22 protein-coding genes and 1 tRNA gene are annotated in these 23,036 nt (G+C 63.6%); 6 read left to right on the forward strand and 17 right to left on the reverse strand.

Features of this window, described 5'->3' with window-relative positions:
• Positions 1 to 132: 132 nt before the first annotated feature.
• Entirely contained in the window at positions 133 to 1,191 is a 1,059-nt protein-coding gene (locus tag XH87_RS32995; RefSeq protein WP_158672099.1) for a phosphotransferase family protein, read from the forward strand.
• 125 nt (positions 1,192 to 1,316) lie between these two features.
• On the opposite strand, the gene argE is transcribed toward XH87_RS32995, so the two are convergent.
• On the reverse strand, positions 1,317 to 2,492 hold the full coding sequence (gene argE, locus XH87_RS33000) for an acetylornithine deacetylase (RefSeq protein WP_271590453.1): 1,176 nt from the start codon (positions 2,490 to 2,492) through the stop codon (positions 1,317 to 1,319).
• A 1,017-nt stretch (positions 2,493 to 3,509) separates the two neighbouring features.
• Entirely contained in the window at positions 3,510 to 4,295 is a 786-nt protein-coding gene (locus tag XH87_RS33005) for an SDR family NAD(P)-dependent oxidoreductase (RefSeq protein WP_271590454.1), read from the reverse strand.
• A gap of 133 nt (positions 4,296 to 4,428) precedes the next feature.
• On the opposite strand from XH87_RS33005, the gene XH87_RS33010 reads away from it, so the two are divergent.
• Entirely contained in the window at positions 4,429 to 5,127 is a 699-nt protein-coding gene (locus XH87_RS33010; protein ID WP_271590927.1) for a histidine phosphatase family protein, read from the forward strand.
• A gap of 139 nt (positions 5,128 to 5,266) precedes the next feature.
• Positions 5,267 to 6,034 carry an SDR family NAD(P)-dependent oxidoreductase gene (locus XH87_RS33015; protein ID WP_035709493.1) on the forward strand — a complete coding sequence of 256 codons (768 nt, stop codon included), beginning with the start codon at positions 5,267 to 5,269 and terminating at the stop codon, positions 6,032 to 6,034.
• Positions 6,035 to 6,131: 97 nt separating this feature from the next.
• Here the strand turns inward: XH87_RS33015 and XH87_RS33020 are convergent, their stop codons facing one another.
• Positions 6,132 to 7,367, reverse strand: coding sequence for a serine hydrolase domain-containing protein (locus XH87_RS33020; RefSeq protein WP_271590455.1), 1,236 nt, complete (start codon positions 7,365 to 7,367; stop codon positions 6,132 to 6,134).
• Positions 7,368 to 7,516: 149 nt separating this feature from the next.
• On the opposite strand from XH87_RS33020, the gene XH87_RS33025 reads away from it, so the two are divergent.
• Positions 7,517 to 7,592 (forward strand) — tRNA-Trp (locus tag XH87_RS33025).
• 122 nt (positions 7,593 to 7,714) lie between these two features.
• Here the strand turns inward: XH87_RS33025 and XH87_RS33030 are convergent.
• From XH87_RS33030 to XH87_RS33055, 6 genes are all read right to left on the reverse strand, one after another.
• The gene (locus XH87_RS33030; protein WP_271590456.1) at positions 7,715 to 8,476 is read right to left on the reverse strand and encodes a glycosyltransferase family 2 protein; all 762 of its coding nucleotides are present in this window, start codon (positions 8,474 to 8,476) and stop codon (positions 7,715 to 7,717) included.
• 120 nt (positions 8,477 to 8,596) lie between these two features.
• A complete protein-coding gene (locus tag XH87_RS33035) occupies positions 8,597 to 9,106 on the reverse strand; it encodes a hypothetical protein (protein ID WP_244429621.1) in 510 nt (169 codons plus the stop codon).
• Complete coding sequence (locus XH87_RS33040) at positions 9,103 to 9,618, reverse strand: hypothetical protein (protein WP_271590457.1); 516 nt, start codon at positions 9,616 to 9,618, stop codon at positions 9,103 to 9,105. Before XH87_RS33040 ends, XH87_RS33035 begins: the two co-directional genes overlap by 4 nt.
• A gap of 1 nt (position 9,619) precedes the next feature.
• Positions 9,620 to 10,648: a Gfo/Idh/MocA family protein gene (locus tag XH87_RS33045; RefSeq protein ID WP_271590458.1), complete on the reverse strand. Its 1,029-nt coding sequence runs from the start codon at positions 10,646 to 10,648 to the stop codon at positions 9,620 to 9,622.
• A 3-nt stretch (positions 10,649 to 10,651) separates the two neighbouring features.
• The gene (locus XH87_RS33050; protein WP_271590459.1) at positions 10,652 to 11,866 is read right to left on the reverse strand and encodes a class I SAM-dependent methyltransferase; all 1,215 of its coding nucleotides are present in this window, start codon (positions 11,864 to 11,866) and stop codon (positions 10,652 to 10,654) included.
• 5 nt (positions 11,867 to 11,871) lie between these two features.
• Complete coding sequence (locus XH87_RS33055) at positions 11,872 to 13,092, reverse strand: class I SAM-dependent methyltransferase (protein ID WP_245333460.1); 1,221 nt, start codon at positions 13,090 to 13,092, stop codon at positions 11,872 to 11,874.
• Between the two features lie 11 nt (positions 13,093 to 13,103).
• Between XH87_RS33055 and XH87_RS33060 the strand changes: the two genes are divergently transcribed.
• Both XH87_RS33060 and XH87_RS33065 read left to right on the forward strand, forming a co-directional pair.
• Positions 13,104 to 13,307 carry a hypothetical protein gene (locus XH87_RS33060; RefSeq protein ID WP_271590460.1) on the forward strand — a complete coding sequence of 68 codons (204 nt, stop codon included), beginning with the start codon at positions 13,104 to 13,106 and terminating at the stop codon, positions 13,305 to 13,307.
• A 296-nt stretch (positions 13,308 to 13,603) separates the two neighbouring features.
• On the forward strand, positions 13,604 to 15,670 hold the full coding sequence (locus XH87_RS33065) for a hypothetical protein (protein WP_271590461.1): 2,067 nt from the start codon (positions 13,604 to 13,606) through the stop codon (positions 15,668 to 15,670).
• A gap of 40 nt (positions 15,671 to 15,710) precedes the next feature.
• Here the strand turns inward: XH87_RS33065 and XH87_RS33070 are convergent, their stop codons facing one another.
• The 8 genes from XH87_RS33070 to XH87_RS33105 are packed head-to-tail and all read right to left on the reverse strand — an operon-like array spanning position 15,711 to position 23,029.
• The gene (locus tag XH87_RS33070) at positions 15,711 to 17,393 is read right to left on the reverse strand and encodes a hypothetical protein (protein WP_271590462.1); all 1,683 of its coding nucleotides are present in this window, start codon (positions 17,391 to 17,393) and stop codon (positions 15,711 to 15,713) included.
• Between the two features lie 9 nt (positions 17,394 to 17,402).
• Complete coding sequence (locus XH87_RS33075; protein ID WP_050991055.1) at positions 17,403 to 17,990, reverse strand: WbuC family cupin fold metalloprotein; 588 nt, start codon at positions 17,988 to 17,990, stop codon at positions 17,403 to 17,405.
• A complete protein-coding gene (locus tag XH87_RS33080; protein ID WP_035709510.1) occupies positions 17,968 to 18,633 on the reverse strand; it encodes a class I SAM-dependent methyltransferase in 666 nt (221 codons plus the stop codon). The genes XH87_RS33075 and XH87_RS33080 overlap by 23 nt, the downstream gene beginning before the upstream one ends.
• 25 nt (positions 18,634 to 18,658) lie before the next feature.
• Positions 18,659 to 19,051 (reverse strand): LIC12192 family sporadic carbohydrate cluster protein, encoded by a 393-nt coding sequence (locus XH87_RS33085; protein ID WP_100234768.1) that lies wholly within the window; start codon positions 19,049 to 19,051, stop codon positions 18,659 to 18,661.
• Entirely contained in the window at positions 19,044 to 19,850 is an 807-nt protein-coding gene (locus XH87_RS33090; protein ID WP_158668583.1) for a sporadic carbohydrate cluster 2OG-Fe(II) oxygenase, read from the reverse strand. Before XH87_RS33090 ends, XH87_RS33085 begins: the two co-directional genes overlap by 8 nt.
• Complete coding sequence (locus XH87_RS33095) at positions 19,847 to 20,965, reverse strand: DegT/DnrJ/EryC1/StrS family aminotransferase (RefSeq protein ID WP_271590463.1); 1,119 nt, start codon at positions 20,963 to 20,965, stop codon at positions 19,847 to 19,849. Before XH87_RS33095 ends, XH87_RS33090 begins: the two co-directional genes overlap by 4 nt.
• Positions 20,955 to 22,061, reverse strand: a complete 1,107-nt coding sequence (locus XH87_RS33100; RefSeq protein ID WP_271590464.1) for a DegT/DnrJ/EryC1/StrS family aminotransferase — start codon at positions 22,059 to 22,061, stop codon at positions 20,955 to 20,957. The genes XH87_RS33095 and XH87_RS33100 overlap by 11 nt, the downstream gene beginning before the upstream one ends.
• Positions 22,062 to 22,069: 8 nt before the next feature.
• Positions 22,070 to 23,029 (reverse strand): transketolase family protein, encoded by a 960-nt coding sequence (locus XH87_RS33105; protein WP_271590465.1) that lies wholly within the window; start codon positions 23,027 to 23,029, stop codon positions 22,070 to 22,072.
• Positions 23,030 to 23,036: the final 7 nt, after the last annotated feature.

Below are 23,036 nucleotides of genomic sequence, written 5' to 3' on the forward strand. Positions count from 1 at the left end.
GCCGGGAGGCGCTCCCGATCTGAAGAAACGACAGGGCATGATGCGGTGACCGCTTGACGCAAGTGCGTCAGCGGTTACCGATTAGGATCATGCTCGACCTGAAAAGGTCAGGACTGAAGAGGGAGCGTCATCGTGGCTGACGGCGTCAGGAAAGACGAAGAGTTCTCGGGCACCAAGCCGGTCGAGGAGCGGCATCGTTTCGACGAGCTGCGCCTGGAAGGCTGGATGCGCGAGCACGTCGAGGGCTTCGAGGGGCCGCTGGTCGTCCTCCAGTTCAAGGGCGGCCAGTCCAACCCGACCTACCGTCTCAACACGCCGAACCGCTCCTACGTGATGCGCCGCAAGCCGTTCGGCAAGTTGCTGCCGTCGGCGCATGCGGTCGATCGCGAATATCGGGTGATCGCGGCGCTTGGAAAGCAGGGTTTTCCGGTCGCGCGCGCCTATGCGCTGTGCCAGGACGACGGCGTCATCGGCGCCGCCTTCTACATCATGTCGATGGAGGAGGGCCGGGTGTTCTGGGATCCGACGCTGCCGAGCCAGGACGCCGACGCGCGGCGCAAGATCTTCACCAGCAAGATCGAGACGCTCGCCAAGCTCCACATGTACGATCCCACGGCGATCGGCCTCGGCGATTTCGGGAAGCCCGGTAACTACTTTGCACGCCAGATCGACCGCTGGACCAAGCAGTATCGCGCGTCCGAGACGCAGCACATTCCCGAATTCGAGAAGGTCGCCGAATGGCTGCCCAAGACCGTGCCGGAGCAGGCGCGCGTCTCGATCGTGCATGGCGACTATCGCCTCGACAACATGATTTTCCACGCAACGGAACCGCGCGTGCAGGCCGTGCTGGACTGGGAGCTGTCGACGCTCGGCGATCCCATGGCCGACTTCACCTATCTCCTCATGCAGTGGATCATGCCGGGCCTGCAAGGCGTCGACCTCAAGGCGCTGAACATCCCGAGCCTGGAAGAAGCGGCGCAGATCTATTGCAACGCGACCGGGATGAGCGTGCCCGATCTCAACTGGTACTTCTCCTACAATCTCTTCCGCCTCGCGGGCATCACCCAAGGCATCGCCGGCCGCATCCGCGACGGCACCGCCGCCAACGCCAAGGCGCTTGAGTCAGCCAAGCGCACCGTGCCGCTGTCAAAGGCCTCGTGGGAATACGCGCAGAAGGCGGGCGCGGTGTAGGACGAAAAAGGCGCGGCCGATGGTCGCGCTTTTTGCGTTTTCAGAGCGCCGCTCTCGTGTCCCGGACGCGCTGCAGCGTGCAACGCTGCTGCGCAGAGCCGGGACCCAACAACGGCGAGTGACGATCACCCCTTCGCGCAATGCGCGATCAGCCGCTCCACGAAGCTCGCGCATTTCTCCAGCTCGGCCATCTCCACGAACTCGTCCGGCGTATGCGCCTGCGCGATCGCGCCCGGGCCGATCACCACCGAGGGGATGTCGGCGATGCTGGCAAACAAACTGGCTTCGGTGCCGAAAGCGACCTTGGCGTGGTCGTTGCGGCCCGCAAGGCTCTTGGCGAGGGTGACAATTGCGGCATCGGCGGCCGTGTCGAGCGCGGGATAGTCGAGGATCTCCTCGAAATCGATGCCGCAGTCCGGATGTCTCGCCTTCATCGCCGGCTCGATCTCGGCCTTGGCCCAGGCGACGATCGCATCCGTCACCTCTCTGGACTCGGTGATGCCGATGCCGCGGCATTCGAAATCCACCGTACAGGTATCCGGCACGATGTTCAGCGCGGCGCCGCCGTGCACGATGCTGGTGAGCAGCGTCGAATGCGGGACGTCGTAGAGGCTGTCCGTCGCGCGCACGGCCGCGAGCGCGACGGCGCGGCGGCGGATCTCGACGATCAACTCGGCCGCGTATTCGATCGCGTTGACGCCGTCGGGCGCGATCGAGGAGTGGCGGGCGAGCCCGCGAAAGGTCGCGCGCACGCCGTGCTTGCCCTTGTGGCCGATGACGACCTGCATCTGGGTCGGCTCGCCGATGAAGGCACCGAGCGGCCTGATCGTCTTCTTTTTCGCGACCTCGCGCAGCATCGGCCGCACGCCCACGCAGCCGATCTCCTCGTCATAGGAGATCGCCAGATGAATTGGCGTCTTGAGCCCGGCCTCCAGCATCTCCGGCACCATGGCGAGGCACACCGCGACAAATCCCTTCATGTCGGTGGTGCCGCGGCCATAGAGCCTGCCGTCGCGCTCGACGAGCTTGAACGGATCATGGCTCCAGTCCTGGCCCGCGACCGGCACGACGTCGGTGTGGCCGGACAGAACGAGGCCGGGACGGTCTTCGGGGCCGATCGTGACCCACAGCGAGGCCTTCTCGCCGGTCTCATCGACGATGCGCTCGCCCTTGACGCCGAGCGCGGCGAGATAGCTCTCGATATGGGCAATCAAGGGCAGGTTGGTGCGGTCGCTGACGGTGTCGAAGCCGACGAGGTCGGCGAGGATCTGGCGGATACGGTCGGGTCTTGAGCCTGGCATGTCTCGGTCTTGTCAGAGGGATGGAAGCTGAAGGCGATTGCATGAAGCGACTGCATGAACCATACCAACGTGGTGGCGGGATGGGCAAATCAACACGACGCTCTCCGTAGCCTGGGTGAGCGAAGCGACACCCAGGACAACTCGCGCCGGGAATCCCGGATGTCGCTTCGCTCATGCGGTCTACCAGACCTTGGGTTGCCCGACGGGCAAAACACCTGAGCCATAGGTCAACGCGCGGTAGCGAAAATATTTCACTTTGCCGAATTTCGGAATTGTCGTATATGTCGCGACAACCCGGCCCAAGGAAGAGGGGCGTATCGCGATCGTCACGACACGCGGGCCGGACGGCGGTGGACGTGGGTCACACCGGCGCGAAGGGCATCGCAGGGCGGGCAACCGTGAGCGAGAGTGTCGCGCGTACGACCGGTGTGACGTGCGTACGGCAAAATCGTGTGGTCCTGACGCCCGGGGTCTGTGCGTCAAGTCTTGCGGAGATGTGTGTTGCCCGACCGGGCGAGCGCATCAGTGATCCGCGAGGCGACGGGGGCAATAGTGCATCGCTCCCCGGGGAGAGCACGACATAAGCCGTAAAACCACTGCGCAGGGAAGGCCGATTGCTTGGCTACACCTGTATGCCGCTGTGCAGATTCTTGTTGCCACCTTTCGCACAGTGGACCGTGGGTGCCCGGCCGGCATCCGGTCTTCCCTGCGCCCTCTTTCATGTGAGGGTGAGGCGACGGAAGCAAAGCTCGGGCGAAACAAGCCGCGAGGACGTGAAAGTGTGTCTGCGGTGAAGGTGCAAATTGAATGCGCGAGGCATTCACCACTCGCAATGACGGTATTGAAGCAATTGCGAGCCAAACTCCGGCTCTCGCGCCCCGGACGCAGCGCAGCGCCTCTCGGCGATGCGCTGCAGAGCCGGGGCCCATGCTTCAGCGAGCTGTGCGGCCCGCTGGTCCGGCTCTGCGCAGCAGCGTAAGAACGCTGCAGCGCGTCCGGGACACCAGATCACCCGTGCTAAACCGGTTTCCCCGTATATGGCATCGACGCCGTCAAGCCGCCGTCCACCGGGAAGGCCTGGCCGTTGACGTACGACGCTTCGTCGCTCGCCAGGAACAAGCCCATCGCGGCGAGTTCGTGCGGCTGGCCGGGGCGCTTGAGCGGGTTGAGCTGGCCGATCTTGTCCTGGGTGCCACGCTCCTTGGCGCGGTCGAAAATCGGCTTGGTCATGCCTGTCTCGATCAGGCCGGGGCAGACCGCGTTGATGCGCACGCCGGTGCCGGTGAGCGAATAGGCGGTGGTCTGCACCAGGCTGATCACACCGGCCTTGCTCGCCGCATAGGGATGTCCGCTGGCGCCGGCTTTGAGGCCCGCGACGGAGGCGGTCAGCACGATCGCGCCGGACTGCTGCTTGACCATGTGCGGCATCGCGTGTTTCACCGCGAGAAACGGTCCGATCAGGTTGATGCGCAAGATCTCTTGCCAGTGCTCCACCGTCTGCTCGGGGATCGGAACGAGTCCGCCGGAGATGCCGGCATTGGCCCAGATCACGTCGAGCCGGCCATGCGTCTTCACCGCCTTGTCGATGACGGCGATGACGTCCGTTTCGGAGCCGGCATCCGCGATCATGGCTTCGGCGACACCGCCGGCTTTCTTGATCTCGCCGACCGTCTCCTTCACGGCCTCGGTGCGATCGACCGCGATCAGCTTTGCGCCTTCCCTGGTGAACAGCAGTGCAGCCGCGCGACCGATGCCGCTGCCCGCGCCGGTGATGATGACGGATTTGCCTTGCAGGCGGCCCATGCGTTTCTCCCTTTTGCTTGCGCACGGCGCTTGCCGCGCGACGGAATTTCAAACAAGATTTCAAACGGTAAAGTGTCTTGAGACACGTTCGCTACTCACGTACAGCGACATCAGACGGGATGGAAGGGTTTCGATGACAGGTGCAGACAAGCCCAATGTGGTCACGACACGGTGGTGGTGGGTCCGTCACGCGCCGGTGCGCAACGACGGCGGCAACATCTACGGGCAAAGCGATATCGCCTGCGACACCAGCGATACCTACGTGTTCAATGCTGTTGCCAAGGTGCTGCCACGCACGGCGGTCTGGTATTCGAGCAATCTGATGCGCACCCACCAGACCGCCGAGGCGATCTGGGCCGCGGGCTTCCCAAGGCCTGCATCGATGAAGTGGGAAGCGGATCTCGCCGAGCAAAACCTTGGCCGCTGGCAGGGCATGAACCGCGCCCGGTTCATCGCCAGCCGCCCCGTCGGCGCCAGCTGGTTCGCCGACATCAACGAGCCCGCGCCCGGCGGCGAAAGCTTCATGGACCTCTACAACCGCACGCGCCGCACCATCGAGCGGATCAACAAAGAGGCGGCAGGCCAGGACATCATCGCGGTCGCGCATGGCGGCACCATCAAGGCGGCGCTGGGCCTCGCGCTCGACGGCCAGCCGGAGCGGGGGCTGGCGTTCGATATCGACAACGTGTCGGTGACGCGGTTGGACCATTTTGCGAGCCCCGAGCGCACCGTCTGGCGGCTGCCGATGGTGAACCAGCAGCCTTGGATCGCGGATGCTGCGCACGCGGCGATGCACCAGCCGGCGGGACCGGAAGTCAAGAAGCTGGCCTGAGTTGGTCGTCATTCCGGGATGGTCCGAAGGACCAGACTATGGTGCGCAATTGCGCACCTGAGAATCTCGAGATTCCGGGTTCGATGCTCTGCATCGCCCCGGAATGACATAGAAACCAAGATCAATCTGGGAGAGACACATGACCTTGTTCGACATGAAGGGGAAAGTCGCCGTCATCACGGGATCGACGCGCGGCATCGGGCTTGCGATCGCCGAGCGCATGGCCGAGCACGGCGCCAAGGTGGTGATCTCCTCGCGCAAGGCCGACGTCTGCGAGCAGGTCGCGAAAGGCATCAACGACAAGTTCGGCAAGGGCACCGCGGTCGCGATCGCCGCCAACATCTCGTCAAAAGAGAACCTGCAGAACCTCGTCGACGAGAGCAACCGTGCCTTCGGCCGGATCGATGTGCTGGTGTGCAACGCCGCCTCGAACCCGTATTACGGACCGCTCGCCGGCATCTCCGATGATCAGTTCAGGAAGATTCTCGACAACAACATCGTCGCCAACAACTGGCTGATCTCGATGGTGGTGCCGCAGATGATCGAGCGCAAGGACGGCTCGATCATCATCGTGTCCTCGATCGGCGGCCTCAAGGGCTCGACCATCCTCGGCGCCTACGCGATCTCCAAGGCCGCCGACATGCAGCTCGCGCGGAACCTCGCTTGCGAATACGGCAAGCACAACATCCGCGTGAACTGCATCGCGCCCGGCCTGATCAAGACCGATTTCGCCAAGGCGTTGTGGGACAATCCGGAGAATTTGAAGGCCTCGACCTCGCGCTCGCCGCTCTTGCGCATCGGCATTCCCGACGAGATCGCAGGCGCCGCGGTGTTCCTGGGTTCGAAGGCCGGCGACTTCATGACCGGCCAGACCATGGTGATCGACGGCGGCGCGACGATCAGTTGACGCGATAGAGCGTCATCCCGGGGCGCGCTTAGCGCGAACCCGGGATCTCGAGATTCCGGGTTCGGTCCTGCGGACCGCCCCGCAATGACCCTTCGGGTCACTCCACCGCCGCGTAAACCAGATCCCGCACCAGGGTCCGCGTGTAGTCGCGCTGTCCGGGGCCCTGGCTCATGAACACCGCGAACAGATCCTCCTTCGGGTCGATCCAGAAGAACGTGCCGGCAATGCCGCTCCAGAAATATTGGCCGACGCTGCCGGGGAAGGGCGCGATGCCGGCCTCCTTGCGCACGGCGAAGCCGAGGCCAAAGCCGTGGCCGGGCGAGAGCAGGGTGCCGTTGATCGCAACGCCTGGCCCGAGGTGATCGGACGCCATCAGCTCCAGCGTCTTGCGGCCGATGATCCTGTTGCCGTCGAGCGTGCCGCCATTGCGCAGCATCAGGCAGAAGCGGGCATAGTCCATCGTGGTGGAGACCAGGCCGCCGCCGCCCGACTCCATCAGTGGCTGCTCGAGCATGTTGAACAGTGCGACCTTGTCGCCGGTCCAGGGATCGGCCGCGAACGGCTCGGCGAGCCTGCCCGCATTGGCCTCGGATGTCGAGAAGCCGGTCTCGGCCATCTGCAGCGGCGCGAGCACGCGCTCGGTGAGGAAGGTGCCGAGCGTCTTGCCGCTGACCACCTCGATGATGCGGCCCAGAATGTCCGTGGAGCGGCTGTAGTTGAACTCCGCACCGGGCTGGCAGACCAGCGGGAAGCTCGCCACCAGTGCGGCGTGCTCGGCATTGCTGATCTTGCGGCTGCGGACGCGGGACTCCTGGTAGAGCTTGTGCACGGGGCCGTCGCCCTGGTGCTCGTAGGTCAGACCCGAGGTGTGGCGAAGCAGGTCCTGCACGGTCATCGGTCGCGCCGGCGGCACCAGCTCCAGCTTGCCGTCCTTGACGATGCCGACCTTCTGGCTCGCAAATTCCGGGATGAATTTTGCGACGGCGTCGCTGAGCAGGAGCCGGCCATCCTCGACCAGCGCCATGATGCCGACCGAGACGATCGGCTTGGTCATCGAGAAGATGCGGAAGATCGAATCGCGCGCCATCGGTGCGGCGCCCGCCGGACTTTGCTTTCCGAGCGCCTCGAACCAGCCGATCTGGCCGCGCCGGGCGACCAGGACGGTGACGCCGGGAACGGTTCCCTTGTCGATCTCGCGCTTGAAGGCGTCCGACATGGCCTGGAGGCGGGGACGCGACAGCCCGAGCGTCTCGGGGCGGGCTTCCGGCACGGGCGGGGTCTGGAGCGCGGTCGTGGCCTGTGGGGCGGCTGTGGCGGTCGCTGTAGGGGTCATGGGCACTCCCGGTTTGTTTTTCGTTGTCGCCAACGGACTGTGGCCCAGAAACCCCGGCACAAACAAGCGGAGCCGGCGCGGTTCACCCTTGCAAACCGGCCGTCCCCTGTGCTTGAAAGCGGCCCTGATCCGCGGTGACGCGGGTTCGTAGGAGTGTAGCTCAATTGGTAGAGCACCGGTCTCCAAAACCGGGGGTCGCAGGTTCGAGCCCTGCCACTCCTGCCAGTAAAATCAGACACTTGGATGGGATGCTGGCGGGATAGGGACAAGAACGTCCCACGTACGAATCGCCGATAGCCAGCCCAGACGCCCGACGTTCCACGCTGAGCGAGGCCGCGCGGCGTCGACTAGCGCGCGGGGGCGCGTTCCGCGTCGAGGGGAATCTGACTGAGATCGACATTCCGGATGGGAACGCGACGCAGCAGCGAGACGATGGTGCCGCCAAGCTCGAAATAGGTGCGCAGCCGCAGCGCGCGGGACGACCCCTTCAGCTCCGCATTCAGGCTCACGGGGACCTGGACGTGGGTGAGGCCGAGCTGAAGTAGCGAGATCAATGCGCAGATCTGATAGCCGTAGCCGTCGGCCTTGACCGCGATCTGGCGCAGCCATCTCACGGGATAGACGATCATGCTGTGGTAGTCGGACAGCCAGAAGCCGAACAGGCAGTTCAGGATGAACCGCAGGGAATGCGACTGGAGGGAGCGGTTGATCGAGCGGTCCGACTGGTTGTCGCGATAGGTGATGACGATGTCGGCGGCGCCCGCCGCCTTGAACATGCGGGCAATACCCTCATTCTGAAAGGCGTGATCGCCCGGAATGAGGGTGATGGAATCGAACTTCGCACGCGACAGGGCGTATTCGAAGCCGGCACCGACGCCCCGCCGTTCGGCGTTGTGATGCACGACGATGCGCGGCTCGCCGGCCGCGAACTCGTCCATGATCGCGCCGGTGGCGTCGGTGCTGCCGTCGTCGATCAGGAAAATCTCGAAATCGTCGAGCAGCTCGCGGGCGAGCGGCAGCACGCCCTCAATGGTGTCGGCGATCTTGTCCTGCTCGTTCAGTGCAGGGATGACGATCGTAAGCCTTTTTGCCGCCTTGGAAGGTGTCATCGCAATGTCGCCGGTGCCGGCTACCCTGTACCCCTGGAACTCCAGCGCAACTCTAGGTCATCTGAGCCGGGCGAACAACACGGCCCGGTACGAAACCGGCGATGTGTGTGTTCTGCGCAACTAGTCCGAAAAATCATACAGACCGGTATCGCCAATGGCGAAAAGGCGGCGGAGCCGCGTGATCCTGCCGGCCAATTTCCGGCCCGCCGCAGTGGGGGCAAAGGTCGGGCCGATGTGCTCGGCGAGGCCGGACTCGACCAGTATCTTGGTCCTGCCGAGGAACACATCCGGAATCCGATGCTCCACCACCTCCGCGAGGGACGATTCGCGCCCGGGTCGCTCGGTGACATCGAGCAGTATCTCAAGCGAAACTGATTTGTAGACGGCGCCGAAGGCAAAGACGTAGCTCATCACGCCGAAGCTGAAGACCGAGGCGGCGTTCCAATATTGGAATTGCGGGACCGTCATGGCGCCGAGGATTGTGCTGGCGACGTGCGAGAGGACGGCGGCGATCGCCAGGACGATCGTGGGCGACAACGGCCGTGCCGTGCGCCGCGCCATCCATTGCATGGCGGGCGCAACGACGATGAACGCGATGATCCCGATGGCTCCCCAGACAAACGACATCATGGCGCGTGTCCGAGTCCCGTGACGAAACGAATGAGTCTGACGACGCCGGCGACCATCGTGCCCTTCACTGTCGCCACGAGCTTGCCGTCGCTTGAAGCAACCATTCCGGAGCCGAGCAGCAGTTTCAGCCGATTGCGGGCGAACGTGCCGAGATTGCCGCCCCGCATGTAAGCGGTAGCCCATTCGTCCGACGTCATCGGACGGCCGGCCTGAACCAGCGACGTCAGCAAGGTCAGGGTAAAGCCCCAGGCGAGCAGGCTCCAGAATACGTAGGACAGCAGGATGCCCGTGGCCAGCAGGAGCGCGCCGGCGAGGACGTCATCGAAATGCCGCTCGCCGGGAAGGAAAAGGCAAGCGAGCACAAACGATGCTGTTGCGAGGCCCACGCCGATCCGAAAGGTCCGGCCGGCGCCGCGTACGTTCGTGGCACGGGCCACGACGAACAACAACAATGGAAGCGCAACGCTGAGGCATATCGCGACGGCTTGCGCCGGGCCCGGTACGATATCCATGCTACAGACCGCGTTTCCAGTGCGCTTCGGCCAGCGCGATATCGACGGACGAGTCCTCGCCGGAGGCAGCCGGTGGTGTATGTCCGATCAGGTCCGAGACGAATGCTTCGGCTTGCCGGCGAAATGCCCAGCTTCGTCCGCGTTCCATTTGCGAGAATTGGCCGTCCTGATCGAGGGTGACCAAGGCCTCCTCTTCGGCAAAGGGCGGCGGCAATTCGATTGTTACGGTGCCACGCTCGAATTCGACCACCAGTCCCTCCCGCCATGGACCGGCGGCCCCGTTGGCGAACGCGAAGGTGCAGGGAATGCCGGCGAAGTCGAGGGCCATGCTGGTCTCCGGCGCGGTCGCCGTCGGCATCGCGTGCAATGTGGGGGAACTGCCCAGCACATGGCGCGCGAGGTTGATGATGTGGCTGAACACGTTCAAGAACGTATCATAGCGCGGCCGCATCGCCGCCGGCATCCAGTCGGGCCCATCCGGCCAAAGCTCGAGCCCCTCGGGACGGGTTTCCGTGGTCATGACGAAGCTGTCGACCGAGGCACCGGTGAGGCCACCGAGACACCATGCGCGAGCTCCGATGATAGGTCCGAGCGATCCATCCGCCCGAAGGCGCGCCAGCAGCGACCGCGCCCGCGCAACGCCGGCGTCATGACGCTTCATGTAGCCGACGCTGTAGATCAGGTCGTGCTTTCGGGCGGCCTCAACGAGGGTCGCTGCTTGAGCAGTCGTATATGCCATCGGCTTTTCCGAGAGCACATGGCGACCGCTGTTCAGCGCGTCGAGGACGATGGGACCAGTGGCGCGTCGCCTCGTCACCACGACGACGGCGGACACGGCATCGTCGTCGAGCAGTTCCCGGTGCGTACGATAGACGCGCGACACCGCGAACTTTGCGGCGGCGGCCGCGGCCAAATCAGGCCGCAGGTCGGCGACGGCAACCACCTGGCAGGCGGGATTGGAAATGAAATTGGCAAGGTGGCACATTTGGCCCACCATGCCGGTGCCGATGATGCCAATCCCCGGCGTCAATTTCTACACATCCTGTGGCGGCCCGAGGCGCTTGCGTATGACCAGGAAATGCGCCGGCTGCCCCCACATCCTGATGAAAGCTTCGTCCGACCGGGTGAGAGCGGCCAGGCCGTCGCTGTCCCGACGTCCGATCGCCTCGAATATCTGCAGGAAACTGTCGAGCGTCGCCTGGAACGCGGCGACGTCGGCATTGTCGTCAGCCAGGATGTCCGTGGTCCTGACAGCGCCGCGGAGCGCGTCCAGATCGGATATGATTCTCGCCAGGCCTTCGCCAAGCGGGTCGTCAATCAATCGGTCGATCTCGACGGCCAGCCGCTCGATCGTGGCACAGATCGTATCGACAGCCTCGATTGGTCCGACCAGATAGAGCTTCTGTCCGCCGAGAAAGCTGAGACGGCTGCGACGAAGATGCTGCTCTGCGCGGCGCAGCTTCTCATCATCAGACAATATCTTCTTGTGCCAGTAGACCGCCAGCGTGTCGTCATAAGAGGGCCAGGCCGCGTGGACGTCGAAACCGAGCGCATTCGCGGCGCTGCGCAGCGTCGCAGCGTCGAGAAAATAGCGGTAACGGACGAACGGATTTTCGAGGACATCCATCAACCAGGATTCGAAGCGGCGGGTATGGGGAATGCTGTTCCACTTCGTCTCGAACAGACGCTTTGCGCTTTCCTGTGGCGCGAGGCCCGTCAACGCCTTGGCGGCCGCATGGATCGCCTTGAGTGCGAGCTCGAAAAATCCGCCATAGCGTTCATAGTAGGAGACTACGGCGTAGCCGTCGGGATTGAGCAGGTCGTGAAAGATGCGCAGCCAGGTCTCGGTCGGCTGGACGGTATAGATGAAACCTTCCGCATCCACGAGATCGAAGCGGCGCTGACCGCGAAATCCCTCGACATCAGTCAGAACGAGCTCGCGAAGCCGGTCCGACAGCCCAAAGTGATCGAAGTAGGAGCGAATCTTCTCGTGCGCCTGCTGGTTGGGCTCCGCCAACGTCATCTTCGCGCCCCAACCGGCAAACACCATCGCGTTCTCGCCGGAGTCGGGGCCGAATTCGAGCACCTCGGCATCGCGAAACAACCGGGGCGGCAACAACAGCTTGTCCAGGAACAGCGCGCGCCGATGGGCGGCATAAGCGTTCAGTTCTGCCGCGGACTTGAAGTTGCCGAACGTCGGCAGAATGCTCTGGCGCTGGTAGTATTGAAACAGCTTCGCGTCAGCCATTACGCCTAGCCTGCTGTTGCCGCCTCGAGCCGATCCAGCTCACGCCAGATGTCGGATGGAGCAAAGACCGAAACGATATTCAGCGGACGCTTCAGCGCTTCGCGGAGGCGGGCGCTGACCTTGGCCTCGTTCTCCTGGTTGACCGCGAGCAGGCAGATGAGTGGCTCAGTGCGGTCCCGCAACTCCTCAGGCGAACGGATCGGAATACGGGTTCCCGGCAGGAAGAGGCCCTGACGCTCAGTCTGGTCGTCGACCGAGAGGTCGATCAGGTCTGCCAATTCGTGGGCATTGGTGAAGGTGCAGGCGCGGCAGCCGGCTCCGTAGATCGCGACCTGCGCGCCGCGTGCCCGAAACTTTGCGAGGGCGGGCCGAAGGCGCGCTCCATATTCGCGGGCGAGCTGCGCGAACTTCTCTCCAACCCCCGGGGACGGTGTCGGCGCGGCGACCTCGCCTTGCTTCCGGCGCGCAGCAACGGCGAGGGTGCCTCCGCTAAAATTGTATTTCTTCACCGAGACGGTTTCGAAGCCGTGGCGCGCCAGCAGGGCGAGCAAGGTGGCCTCCGTGAAGTAGCTGACATGCTCCTCCCAGAGCACCGAGAGATCTCCGACCGACGATCCCGGCGCGAAGTCCGGAACGTCGATGAACAGCAGGCCATCCTCGTTCAGCGCGAGCTTGACGCATTCGAAGAAGTTCTCGAAATCGACGATGTGTTCAAGCACCTGGCGCGCAATGACGAGATCGAACTTGCCGGCTTTTGCCACGGCGTCGCGGCACAGGGCGGGGCTGATCATATCGGAATATACAGTGATGCCGCGCTCGCTGGCGATCTTGCCGGAGACCGGATTGGGCTCCACGCCAAACAGGACCTTCGCGCCGCGCTCGCGAAGCTTGTCCATGAACAGGCCGTCGTTGCAGCCGATCTCGAAAACCGAATGATGTCTCGTGAACTGCGCGATGGTGTCGAGCTCGTCGGGCTGATGCGGCTCTGGCTTCCAACTGCTGAAATTGTAGTTGAACTGGCGATAGAGAATATCGGGATCGATCGGCTCGACGATCTGCGGGAGGCCGCACGCACCGCAGGCCAGCACCTCGAATGGAAATCGTTCCTCGCGCTCATCCCTGCTGTGCAGCAGACGATGCGCGATCGGCATCAGGCCCAGATCGATGACCGGTCGCAGGTCGTTGGCATGGCAAAGCCGGCAGTTCTTGCTCACGGGTTCAGACACGATGACTTTCGATGGAGTTGATGCGGCTGGTAACGAAGCATCTCAAGCCCCATGCCCCGATCGGACAGGCACACCAGCTGAAGGTGCCGGAAAAGCAGCAACTACCAGCCGGGCAGGCGTCTTGCAAGCGTCAAGAAGCCGTTGCGAAGGCGGCTTCGCCCCGATACGCATCGACCGAGCAAAGCGTTGCAAGTGCCGCGCTCAAGCAATTGTAATTCCTCGACAATCCATATATCAGGACGCAATGCCGCCGCAGCCCGGTCGTCAGGCCGCCGCAGCAGATTTCCGATAGGCAGCGATTTCTGTCGGTCGCGCATTGGCGCACCGCGATGCGATCGCTCGTGCAGATGGGCCCAAGTTGCTTTCCCGTGGACCAGCGATGAACATTTGGTTTGACAAGCGAAGCGCCTGCCATGTCTTTCATCTGTCAAAACGGCCGCGCAGGGCTTCGCCCGCTCCTTCCCACCGCCCTGAGTAAGCAGACGCAGTCTCGACTTCCCCACAGCACGAGATGGGTCATGTCACCCACGAGGTTTCCATGAAGCTAGGACAGCAGCACGACAACGAACTGAACGATCTGGTCGTGGCGATGGCTTTTGCCCTATTTTTCCTTGCGCTGCTCTCGTGGCCGATGTCCCTCTCCGATCCGCTGGGCGTCAGGTACTTCAACGGTATCGACAAATCGCTGGTGACGTCTCTCGAGCTGGAGCCGGATCGAATCAAGATCAAGTTCTTCGAAAAGTACCTGCTGACCGGGTGGATCGTGATCGGGCCTATCCTGGCCGCCGTCTGGTTCGGCTATTTCAGGCGGCAGTCCCGGCTGGGCATCAGCCTGGCTTGCATCGCCATCGCCATTCCGCTCCTGCACCTCGGCTACCAGCCGCTTCGCCAACATATCGCATGGCTGCCGCTGCTGCTTGCGACGATCGTCCTTGCGGTAGGGGTGCTGCATCCGCACTTCCTGCCAACGACGCAATCGTACCGAGCGCCACAACTGCTTGCGGATGAGAATTGGACGCTATGGACGACTCGACGTCTGCTGTTCCTGGTGGTGTTCGCCGCGATCCTGACGGTACTGATGTTCCCGCACTCCATCACCTCGATGGCGGCGCGCATCGGACCGGAGCAGCACATCGTGTCCTACATGATCGGACCGGCGCTCTATAGGTTCATTCCATCCTTGAGCCTCGGCGCCGACTACACGTCGCACTACTCGCTGCTGACGGGACCGCTGTTTTTCCATCTGCTCACGCCGTCGCTTCTGCATACGCTGGAGAACTACGTCTGGACGATCTGCACCGTGACGACGCTGTTCTACATCTCCGCGTTTCTGCTGATCTCCTGGCTCTTCCAGTCGGTCTTCTGGGGCGCCGCGGTTACGGTCACGGCATTCTTTCTCAACTTCCAGACCGAGGGCAATTCGTTGTTCGGTCCGTCGGCCTGGCCGATCCGGTTTCCGTTGTTGATGATCGCTGTCGGGCTTTTCATCCGGCTCTATAGAAAGCCCAATGCACTGTCGGCGTGTCTCCTCGGCGTCGTCATGGGGGCATCCCTCTGCATCATGTTCGAGACCGGAATCGCCATCACCGTTTCGGGGGCGATCTCCTTCTTCATCGTATTTGCCCGCACCCCCGGGCGGTTCAGGCTCGCGGGTATCGTCACGGTATCGGCGCTGATTGCGTTCTACGGAATCTCCGCGGCAGCCTACGGCAAGAATGCCTTCGGCTTCGCCTTTCATGCCGATCTTTTTGAACCGATCCTCCTGTATGGAAAGGCGATGTGGGGGCTCGAATTCATCAATTGGGGCCTGAACTGGGGATTGATCAGCAACCTGCTGGTTCCCGGCCTTGCGGTTGCGACGATCGCCGTCTTGTCCCGGTCGTTCATTCTGGGTACGGAGCGTCCCTCACCGGATCGCGCCGCTATCCTTTTCCTCGCGATCATCGGATGTTTCCTGACCTTCAAGTGGGTGAACCGTTCGCTTCTCGCGGTCTGGCATCAGAATTCGTTGCCCCATCTGATCGTGGCGGCCTGGTGGCTCCGGCAGTTCATCGAGAGATATGTGGTTCCTCACTGGGGAAGCGCAGGGCGACGCGCCGCATGCTCCGCTGCATTCGCATTGACGGCGATTTACGTCTGCTTCGTCTTTGATCCGAAACAGCCGACGATTCCGCACGGCATGCAGTCGTATCTGCGCTACCCCAGCATCGCGCTGAATATGGTGGATCCCTTTCCACTCACGCAATGGAAGGGCGATGAGTACTACGCGCCCCAGCAGGATCTCGACCTGATCAAGAAACATGTCGGTCCGGATGAGCGTACTGCGCTCATCTCGCGAATCGACTGGGTGTTCTTGCTGGAGGCGGAACGGGCTCCCAAATATTACTTCGTCCCGTCAATCTCGGTCTTTGACCTGCATCACCTCGATATGAGCCTGGCCAATGCGGACAAGCTGTTCATCGATCGCCGCTCCACGTTGGGTTACGCTTGGGCCGAGGCAAAGATCAAGGATGTTCTCAGCAAGCAGTATCGCCTCGCGGAGAGCGGAAAAGACCTTGACCTCTATTTGAAGAAATAACGCGGGGAGATCCGCTTGGGCTGCGGCTGGCGCGAAGGCGCTAGTCGCAGCCCGGAGCGGGCATCGCCAGCAACCAGAGCAGAGGCCGTACCCCAGCCCGGCCACAGGGAGGACGGTACTCGCTCCGCGGCAGCGGCACCTGCCGACCGTCCGCGGTCCGGGTCAGTTGGCCGCGGCCTCCCGTTGAGGACGAAGCGGTGCTGCGCTCCGACGCCAGCAGTTCGAGCAGGCCCATTTCGTCAAGCGGCGGGATGCCCGGTGTGGCCTGATACTGCCACGTTTCACGTCGCGCCGGGCAGTGCTGGCTGTCGTCGATGTAAGACACCGGGCAGCGGCCCGCCGGCACAAAAGCTGGATTGGTGAAATCGCCGCAGTTGTCGGTATAGGCAAACGACGGCTGGCGCTGCCCATCTCGCAGGATCATCTGCGCAGCGTTCATATCGGCCGCACCGAGACAGCGTTGTCTGAAGAGCAGGGTCCAGCTGGCCGGGATGATCTTGATCTCGACAACCTTCGGCTCGGGGTCGGCAAGGAGCGCCGCCCGCACCTGGCGCGTCAGATCCGTGGTGACGAGACCGTCATACAGCAGCCATTTTGAATCATGGGCCATCGATAGCGCGAACACGGCGATGACGGAGCCCGCGACCGCTGCCCTGAGCCGCGCGCTCGGAACCAGCTGAATCGCCGTCGCCAAGAGCAGCAGGACGCCGAACTGCGACGGAAACAACAGCCTCGACTCGCCCCGCGTCACATCCCCGTAGATGCCGACCAGCGCATAGGGAACGGCGCCAAGCACCGTAATTGTGGCCCCCAGCAGGAGCAGCAGAACGGATCTGGCAGAGGTGAGAGGCCATTTGCTCCGCGACAGGCGCTCGCCAAAGAGGGCGCCAACGGCGATCACCGTCAGAATGAGCGCGGCAAAGATTCCGCGGCCGAACATCGCTGCGGCGTAGTCGAAGGCGAAGGCCAGAGCGCGGGGAAATGCGCGCAGATGCGTGAGGAACGCGGCGGCGATGACATTGATATCGTGCACCGGCGCATATTGCTCGGCGTAGTGGCCGCTTTTTCCCATGATCGTCACTCGCAGCACGACAACCGCCAGGATCATCAGCCAAAATGGGACGAGTCGCGCGAACCATGCCGTCCACCGTTCGCCCGCACGCCAGGCGATCAGCAATCGCAACGGCTCGAGTGCGATCAAGGTCTCCAGCGAGAGCGAGAAGAACAGGCAGAGCGGCGCGATCCATCGGAGCGTCCGCGATCGCGCTTCCATGAGCACGAGCGACAGGAGATAGAAGACCAGAAAGAAATCGTAGATCGCGTTGAAGGTCAGCCGGATGACGTAGAACGGAGTCAGCAGGAAGAGTGCGGCGGTCAGCGCCGCGACGGGACGGGTATAGGCGGATAGTCCCAAGGCCCGATAGAGCAGCAGGCCGCTCAGCAAATGGCACGTCAGCCCGGTGATGCGTGCGACGAGGCTCGGCGTATCCGAACCAAGTGCTACGAAAAGCTCCATCGGGATCGCATAGCCGCCGTGGGCGGCCTGCCACATCAGTCGGGCGACGCTCGCCGCGCCTTCAGTCCAGTAGATGTAGTAAACTGTCCAGTCGTCGCCGAATATCTGCCGCGCAAACAGCGTCGGGGCGCTTGCAACAAGGGCGAGAGCCCCGGCCGCCCAAAGGTAGACGGCGTCCGATGGCGCACGTTCGTTCTGGATGTTCATCGCGACTGTCTACGCCAGGGGCGATCTGCCTTGATATGCGGCCGCAAGAGCCTCGACCTTGGCCATGTAGCCCCGGACCGCCGCTGCGTCGCTGCCGTCCGGCGCCCAGTCGGGGAATGCCGTGCGGGAGGGATCGAACGGGCCGGAGGTGGTTTCATGAAACACCAGCCATTCCGACGTGATCAGGATCGAGTGAAATACTTCCTCGGGCATCCGGTAGTAGCACAGCTTGCCCTGGCCGTAGGGCGCCATGTCGAGCACATCTCGAATTCGGCCGTCGTCCTCGAAGATGATGATCCGCGCAGTCCCCTCGATCAGATGAAAGGACTCCGGCTTGCCGAAATGCTTGTGCGGCCGCACATAGGCTTCGCGGTGATGCACGATCAGCATCTCATGCAGGCCGGACGACGGGTCGGGGTGCGTGCAAAGCCGGCTGCGCAGGCGCGGATTTTGAGCGGCGATGCGCTTCAGTTCCGCGATGGTGGCGTCGTCCGCCGTGACGATGGCATCGTCCGAATAGAACACTTCCGGATTCTGCGCGCGCAGCGATGTTCGCCGATGCCGGCTGGCCGCGTCATTCGAAGAAGATGAAACCATGGTCGCCCGTGTAGCCGCATTTGTCGTAGATCCACGCCCACGTCTTGGGCGCGTGGAAGCTCAGGCAGGTGAGCTGCCAGTAGAGGAGGTTCGCCTTCTCGCGCTCGTTCCGGAACGATTCCACCATGATGTATTTCGAGGCGCCACGTCCGACCCGCTCGATTTCCGATACGGCGCGGAACACCTCCTCAAGCGGAAGATTGTGCAGCACGCCGAGTGAGACCACAAGGTCGTAGCTGTGGTCGGGGTAGGGGAGCTCGACGGCATTGCCGACCTTCAAGTGCGGCCGCACTTCCTCCTTGGCGTTGGCGATGCCGTAGTCGGAGATGTCGATGCCGGCGATCTTGAGGTCGGGGACGAGCTGGGTGAACTCGTAGAGCAGGTAGCCCTTGCCGCAGCCGACGTCGAGCACGCTCATGCCGGGCTTGATGCCGTAGCGATCGATCAGAGTCTGGGCCAGCGGGCGCCACCGTCCGTCGTAGCGATAGCCGCCGTAGCCGTAGCGCCGGTCGCCGTCCCAGTAGTCGCGTCCCCATTGCCGCGCGACGGTGGCGGATTCCGCCTTGTCATGCTCGACCACGCGCTGGACGTAGTTCCGTCTGGTCGATGCGTGCATCGGCTGGAGCAGGTTGATCTCGGTCATGGGGGCCAACCGGTCCGCGGCATCGTCACAGGATGGTCGCGAACTTATTGACGAGCAGGATGTCCTCGACGGCCTGAATGTCCTTCTGCGACGACAGCGTGATCTCCTCGACCGCTGCGTGGAGGTCGCAGCCCTCGCGCAGCACGCGATCGTAGATCTGCCGCCGCCGTGCCTCGTCGGGCGGCAGCATGAAGATGCTGTAGAGAATCAGGCCACGCAGCTGCGGCAACTCGTCCAGGATGTCCTCGAGCACCATGTAGCTGCCGGGCATGGTGTGCTCGGCGGCGCTCAGCAGATAGTGCAGGTTCTTCCGCCGTGCATAGTCGCGGATCACAATGTTCTGGACATGCTGCGGGGTGCGGCTGCCGTTCAGCGGCCGGGCGCCGATATAGCCGCGATGGCCGGCTCGCTCAGCCATGGAAGCCTCCCGGCAGCTTGTATTGCATCCCGACCCGCGTTGCCGGGCGCAGCAGGATCGGCTCGAAGAACTCGCCGAAACGCTTGTCCGCGTAGGGCGACATGATGCTCTTGAAGCGGCAGTTCATGCTCCAGCGCGTGCCGGCTTCCTCGTTGACGCGATTGCCGTGCATCAGGGTCTGGTTGAACAGCATCACATGGCCGTAGGGGATCTCGATGAAGGTCGCGTGCGGCTTGATCGTCTTGTACAGCTCCTCGGCGCTGCGCAAGGTCGCCATCCGGTCCTGCATGTCGCCGTTCAGGGACGGCGGCAGCAGATACATCGATTTGGTCCGGTGCACGTCGACCAGGGGTACCCAGACCACGACCTCGAACGGCGAGTCGCCCGACCAGACGTCGGAATGGGTGGCGAGCAGCGACGAGCTGTCGCCGGGAAGCTGGATGCTCAGATTGACGCGGCGCTGCATGCAGAGCTCGTTGCCGACGATGGTCTCGATGGTCGAGCGCGCCAGACGGAAATAGGTCGGCCGGAACCACGGCTCGGCGTTGAGGCCGTTGAAGACGTGCAGCCGCAGGCCGTTGAGATCATCCACGCTCACCCGCGTGTGGATGGTGTCGAGCATCGCGTAGGGATCGTTGCTGTGCGGCAGCTTCAGATAGTCCGCCGCAAGCTCCGCGGCACGACGCTGGATCCGATCGAGCCCGGCGCGATCGTCGGCCGGCGTGGTGACGAAGCCATCGTCGATGAAGCGCTGCGCCAGCGCCTGCTCGTCGGCGTGCAGGAAGTCCGTGTCCGTCATGCAAAATACTCCCGGGCGGTCGCGCAGATATAGCTGATATCGGCGGCCGACAGGAACTGGTTGATGGGGAGGGTGAGGATCTGGTCCGCCTGCCGCTCGGTCACGGGAAACGCGCCGCGGCCATGCCCCAGATGCGCCGCCGCCGGCTGCAGGTGGATCGGGACCGGATAGTGGATCGCGGTCTCGATGCCCTTGTCGGCAAGATATTTCTGGAAATCGTTGCGACGGTCGGTCTGCACCACGAAGGTGTGGAAGGTGTTGAACTCGATGTTGCGGCAGGGCGGAATGAACAGCGGCAGGCCCGCGAGCTCGGCGCGGTATTGCGCGGCGTTGCGCCGTCGGCGCTCGATCACCGAGGGCAGGTGACGCAGGCGAATGCGCAGCACCTCGGCCTGAAGCGTGTCGAGCCGCGAGACGATGCCCCATTCCTGGACGTCGCTGCGGTTGATCAGGCCGTGATTGCGCAGCCGGCGGATTCTCGCGGCGAGTTCGGCGTCGGTGGTGACGAGGAAGCCGGCATCGCCCGCGGCATTGAGATTCTTCAAGGGATGGGCGGAGAAGCAGCCGAACGTGCCGATGGTGCCGCTCATCCGGCCGTCATAGGTCGAGCCGACGGCTTGCGCGCTGTCCTCGATCACGGCGAGCGCGTGCTTGCCCGCGATCGCCATCAGCGGGGTCATGTCGGCCATGCGCCCGGTCAGGTGCACCGGCATGATCGCCCTGGTCCGTGGGGTGACGGCGGCCTCGACCGCGGCCGGATCGATGTTCTGGTCCGGCAGCACGTCCGCAAAGACGGGCGTGGCGCCGACCGCGATGATCGCGGCGGTCGATGCCACGAACGAATTCGGCGGAGTGATCACCTCGTCGCCGGGGCCGATGTCGAGCGCCCGCATGGCGAGGATCAGCGCGTCGGTGCCGGAATTCAGCGTCACGACATGAGCCGAGCCGAGATAGGCGGACAATTCCTCCTCCAGCTTCGCAACCGCCGCCCCGCCGATGAAATCGCCGCGCTGGAATACGCCTTCGACCGCCTGCATGATCTCGGCGCGTTCTTCCTCGAATTGCGCGGGAAGATTGACGTAACCGATGCGCCGGCGGCCGGTGTCAGCGTCCATGGCAGAACTTCCTGACGGTTTCGATGACGCGGTCCTGCTGCGCGCGCGTCAGGTGCTGGTCGACGGGGAAGCTGATGACCTCCTTCGCGTGGCGGTCGGTGACCGGGAAGGTGCCGGGCGCGTAGCCGAGATGCTTGAGGCCTTCCTGCTGATACAGCGGGATCGGATAGTGGATCTTGGCCTCGATGCCGTTGTCCAGACAGTATTTGTAGAGCTCGTCGCGGCGCTCGGCGAACACCATGTAGAGATGGTAGACGTGCTTCACGTTGGGCCGGCGCGGCGGGATGCGCAGGCCGGGCAGGCCGGCGAGGCCCGCGTCGTAATAGGCCGCGTTCTCGATCCGGCGCCGCGTGATCTCGCTGGTCTGGCCGATCAGCCAGTTGCCGACGACTGCCTGAAGGGAATCGAGCCGCGAATTGCAGCCGAGGATCGCGATCTCGTCGCGGTTCTTCATGCCGTGGTTGCGGATCAGGCGAAGCTTCTCGTTCATGCCGTCGTCATTGGTGACGACGACGCCGGCATCGCCCCAGACGTTGAGGTTCTTGAGCGGATGCAGCGAGAAGCCGGCCGCGATGCCATGAGTGCCGGAGCGTTTTCCCGCGAATTCCGACAGGATGCCCTGGCAGGCATCCTCGACGACGGGCAGGTTGTGGCGCTGCGCGATCGGCATCAGCTTGCCCATGTCGGTGACCTCGCCGGTCAGCTGAACCGGCATGATCGCCTTGGTCTTGCTGGTGATCGCTGCCTCGACCTGGTCGACGTTCATGCAGAAGGAATCGTCGCAATCGACCAGCACGGGCGTCGCGCCGGTTTCGGCGATCGCGCCGACGGTGGCGATGAAGGTGTTGGCGGCGGTGATGACCTCGTCGCCATGGCCGATGCCGAGCGCCTTGAGCGGCAGTTTGAGCGCGTCGGTGCCTGATCCGACGCCGATGGCGTGACGCACGCCGATCAGCTCGGCAAAGCGCTTCTCGAATTCGGCGACGGGCTTGCCAAGGGTGAAGTCACCGGTCGCAACCAGCCGGCCGATCTCGGCCAGGATCGGAGCGGGGTCGGCGAATTGCTCGAGCAGATAGGAATAGCGAACGTCGTACATGTGACCCGTCAGGTGGAATGAAGTTGAGGGGAGGCGGTATGCGACGCCGCGAGCGCATGCTCGATCGAGGTCGCAATGGAGCCCGCAGAAAGTCCGTGCTTCTTCAGCAGCGAGTCCTGCGAGCCGTAATTGTGCATGAAGCGGTCCGGCAGCGACAGACGCAGCATCGCCGGCAGGCCCGAACCGAGCTTGTCGATCAGCGTCTCCGCGACCGCGCTGCCGAGACCGCCGGAGGGCACATGCTCCTCCAGCGTGGCCACGAGCTTGACGCCGCGGATCGCCTGCAGCAGCGCCGCGGTGTCGAGCGGCTTCACCGTATGCATGTGCAGGATTCCGGCGCGGACGCCCTGCGCGGCCAAGAGATCGGCCGCGGCGATAGCGCGCTGAAGCATGATGCCGGTGGTCACCATGAGAACGTCGCCCGGCGGCCGCATCAGGATGGCCTTGCCGATCTCGAAGCCGTGCTCGGCCTTGGAGACGATGGCGTCGCCACCCTTTCCGAGCCGGATGTAGATCGGACCTTCCCAGTCCAGCGTCTGCTCCATCATGCGCGCCGCCTCGTCGGCGTCGCACGGGCAGATCACCGTCATGTTCGGCAGCGCCCGCATGATGGCGATATCCTCGATCGCCTGGTGGGTGGGGCCGAGCGGTGCGTAGACGAGCCCGCCGCCGTTGGCGATCAGCCGCACCGGCAGATTGTGCAGGCAGAGGTCGACGGCGACCTGTTCGTAGCAGCGCCGGGTGAGGAACGTCGCGATGGTGTTGACGTAGGGCATGAAGCCCTCCATCGCGAGACCTGCGGACATGCCGATGATGTGCGCTTCCGAAATGCCCTCGATCAGATGGCGCTTGGGAAACTCCTTGCTCATCGCGCGCAAGGTGCCGGCGCCGGGATCGGAGCCGATGTAAAGCACTCGCTCGTCGCGCGCGGCGAGCTTGTGGACCATGTTCATCGCGGTGTTGCGCATGGGAAGC

Source organism: Bradyrhizobium sp. CCBAU 53415, assembly GCF_028128735.1.
Classification (GTDB): domain Bacteria; phylum Pseudomonadota; class Alphaproteobacteria; order Rhizobiales; family Xanthobacteraceae; genus Bradyrhizobium.

Excerpts from the sequence above, each read along its gene's own strand:
- XH87_RS33090 (WP_158668583.1), bottom strand. The coding sequence starts at position 19,850 with ATGACGGACACGGACTTCCTGCACGCCGACGAGCAGGCGCTGGCGCAG.
- XH87_RS33040 (WP_271590457.1), bottom strand. The coding sequence starts at position 9,618 with ATGGATATCGTACCGGGCCCGGCGCAAGCCGTCGCGATATGCCTCAGC.
- XH87_RS33010 (WP_271590927.1), top strand. The coding sequence starts at position 4,429 with ATGACAGGTGCAGACAAGCCCAATGTGGTCACGACACGGTGGTGGTGG.
- XH87_RS33105 (WP_271590465.1), bottom strand. The coding sequence starts at position 23,029 with ATGCGCAACACCGCGATGAACATGGTCCACAAGCTCGCCGCGCGCGAC.
- XH87_RS33075 (WP_050991055.1), bottom strand. The coding sequence starts at position 17,990 with ATGGTTTCATCTTCTTCGAATGACGCGGCCAGCCGGCATCGGCGAACA.
- XH87_RS33095 (WP_271590463.1), bottom strand. The coding sequence starts at position 20,965 with ATGGACGCTGACACCGGCCGCCGGCGCATCGGTTACGTCAATCTTCCC.
- XH87_RS33005 (WP_271590454.1), bottom strand. The coding sequence starts at position 4,295 with ATGGGCCGCCTGCAAGGCAAATCCGTCATCATCACCGGCGCGGGCAGC.
- XH87_RS33020 (WP_271590455.1), bottom strand. The coding sequence starts at position 7,367 with ATGACCCCTACAGCGACCGCCACAGCCGCCCCACAGGCCACGACCGCG.
- XH87_RS33015 (WP_035709493.1), top strand. The coding sequence starts at position 5,267 with ATGACCTTGTTCGACATGAAGGGGAAAGTCGCCGTCATCACGGGATCG.
- XH87_RS33070 (WP_271590462.1), bottom strand. The coding sequence starts at position 17,393 with ATGAACATCCAGAACGAACGTGCGCCATCGGACGCCGTCTACCTTTGG.
- XH87_RS33085 (WP_100234768.1), bottom strand. The coding sequence starts at position 19,051 with ATGGCTGAGCGAGCCGGCCATCGCGGCTATATCGGCGCCCGGCCGCTG.
- XH87_RS33060 (WP_271590460.1), top strand. The coding sequence starts at position 13,104 with ATGGAGTTGATGCGGCTGGTAACGAAGCATCTCAAGCCCCATGCCCCG.
- XH87_RS33080 (WP_035709510.1), bottom strand. The coding sequence starts at position 18,633 with ATGACCGAGATCAACCTGCTCCAGCCGATGCACGCATCGACCAGACGG.
- XH87_RS33035 (WP_244429621.1), bottom strand. The coding sequence starts at position 9,106 with ATGATGTCGTTTGTCTGGGGAGCCATCGGGATCATCGCGTTCATCGTC.
- XH87_RS33050 (WP_271590459.1), bottom strand. The coding sequence starts at position 11,866 with ATGGCTGACGCGAAGCTGTTTCAATACTACCAGCGCCAGAGCATTCTG.
- XH87_RS33065 (WP_271590461.1), top strand. The coding sequence starts at position 13,604 with ATGGGTCATGTCACCCACGAGGTTTCCATGAAGCTAGGACAGCAGCAC.
- argE (WP_271590453.1), bottom strand. The coding sequence starts at position 2,492 with ATGCCAGGCTCAAGACCCGACCGTATCCGCCAGATCCTCGCCGACCTC.
- XH87_RS33030 (WP_271590456.1), bottom strand. The coding sequence starts at position 8,476 with ATGACACCTTCCAAGGCGGCAAAAAGGCTTACGATCGTCATCCCTGCA.
- XH87_RS33100 (WP_271590464.1), bottom strand. The coding sequence starts at position 22,061 with ATGTACGACGTTCGCTATTCCTATCTGCTCGAGCAATTCGCCGACCCC.